This is a genomic window from Corynebacterium sp. HMSC08C04, from assembly GCF_001807495.1.
Taxonomy (GTDB): Bacteria; Actinomycetota; Actinomycetes; order Mycobacteriales; family Mycobacteriaceae; genus Corynebacterium; species Corynebacterium simulans.
Window position 1 is genome coordinate 1 of sequence record NZ_KV789225.1, and the last position, 2,010, is coordinate 2,010.

Annotated in this window: 1 rRNA gene; it reads right to left on the reverse strand. The window is 51.4% G+C overall.

The features are described 5' to 3' along the window. Window positions 1-1,733, reverse strand: a 23S ribosomal RNA gene (locus HMPREF3169_RS08365); the annotation flags it as partial. Window positions 1,734-2,010 lie beyond the last annotated feature (277 nt).

The window sequence follows — 2,010 nt, forward strand, 5'->3', positions numbered from 1 at the left end:
ACGGGATCACCAACTTCACCAATTAAGGCTACGCATCACGTCTCACATAAAAGGATGCGGATTTACCTACACCCCAAGCTACACGCTTACACCAACAATCCACTAAGTGGCATGGCTACCCCACTGTGTCACCCCATCGCTTGAACCACACATCAGGCCCCACGACGCACACCAACCAACAACACAAAGTGTCATCGAAAAGTGCTTGTGGTGGTTAGTATCAGTGCTTTATCAGGGGCGCATATACTCGGGTACCAGAATATCAACTGGTTATCCATCGACTACGCCTGTCGGCCTCGCCTTAGGTCCCGACTCACCCTGGGAAGACGAACTTGACCCAGGAACCCTTAGTCATCCGGCGGGAAGGATTCTCACCTTCCAATTCGTTACTCATGCCTGCATTCTCACTCGCACACACTCCACGCCTCCTTACGGTAACGCTTCAACACGTGCACGACGCTCCCCTACCCAATAACAAAAATTATTGCCGCGGCTTCGGCGGTGTGCTTGAGCCCCACTACATTGTCGGCGCAGAACCACTCGACCAGTGAGCTATTACGCACTCTTTCAAGGATGGCTGCTTCTAAGCCAACCTCCTGGCTGTCTTCGCGATCCCACATCCTTTTCCACTTAGCACACCCTTAGGGGCCTTAACCGGCGATCTGGGCTGTTTCCCTCTCGACTATGAAGCTTATCCCCCACAGTCTCACTGCCGCACAACACATTAATGGCATTCGGAGTTTGGCTGACATTGCTAAGATTGTAGTCCCGCTCAACCAACCAGTAGCTCTACCTCCACCAAGCTAATGCGACGCTGCACCTAAATGCATTTCGGGGAGAACCAGCTATCACGGAGTTTGATTGGCCTTTCACCCCTACCCACAGCTCATCCCCGCAGTTTTCAACCTACGTGGGTTCGCGCCTCCACAGCATCTTACTGCTGCTTCACACTGGCCATGGGTAGATCACCCCGCTTCGGGTCCAGGACATGCCACTTGACACCCCATTAGGATTCGGTTTCCCTACGGCTACCCCACACGGGTTAACCTCGCGACATGCCGCTGACTCGCAGGCTCATTCTTCAAAAGGCACGCCATCACACACAAACGGTGCTCTGACGGATTGTAAGCACATGGTTTCAGGAACTATTTCACTCCCCTCCCGGGGTACTTTTCACCATTCCCTCACGGTACTATCCACTATCGGTCACACTGAGTATTTAGGCTTACCGGGTGGTCCCGGCAGATTCACAGCAGATTCCACGAGCCCGCTGCTACTCGGGCAACTTGACAACCCCATCATCAATGTCTTCAGCTACAGGACTATCACCCTCTACGGCAGGCGTTTCCACACCACTTCACCTAACATCAACAACAAGACGCAACGATGGTAGTCGCTGCACATCAAGGCCCACAACACCGCACACACAACCCCTACCAAGTATCACATGCACACGGTTTAGCCTCATCCACGTTCGTTCGCCACTACTAGCAGAATCATTATTATTTTCTTCTCCTACGGGTACTGAGATGTTTCACTTCCCCGCGTCAACCCCCACAACAGCTATGAATTCACTGAAGGGTAACACTCCATAACAAGTGCCAGGTTTCCCCATTCGGACATCCTCGGATCAACGCTTAATTGACAACTCCCCGAGGCTTAACGCAGCCTTTCACGTCCTTCATCGGCTCAGCATGCCAAGGCATCCACCATGCGCCCTAAATAACGAACACACAACCAACACAACAACAAGAAACAAAGCAAACAGCCCGTTCCTTAACTATCGTGCTGGCGTGAACTACACAAAACACAAAAGAATAAAGAAATTACACACCCAAACAACCATGCCTATAAAAAGCATCATCATTTGGGGATGCTCGCGTCCACTATACAGTTCTCACACAACACCCCAACCACCAACAACAACCACACAACAAACCATGATTGCGTCAGCAACTAGGCAACACCAGGACAATAATGCCCCAGACACCCAACAATGCACCAAGTACT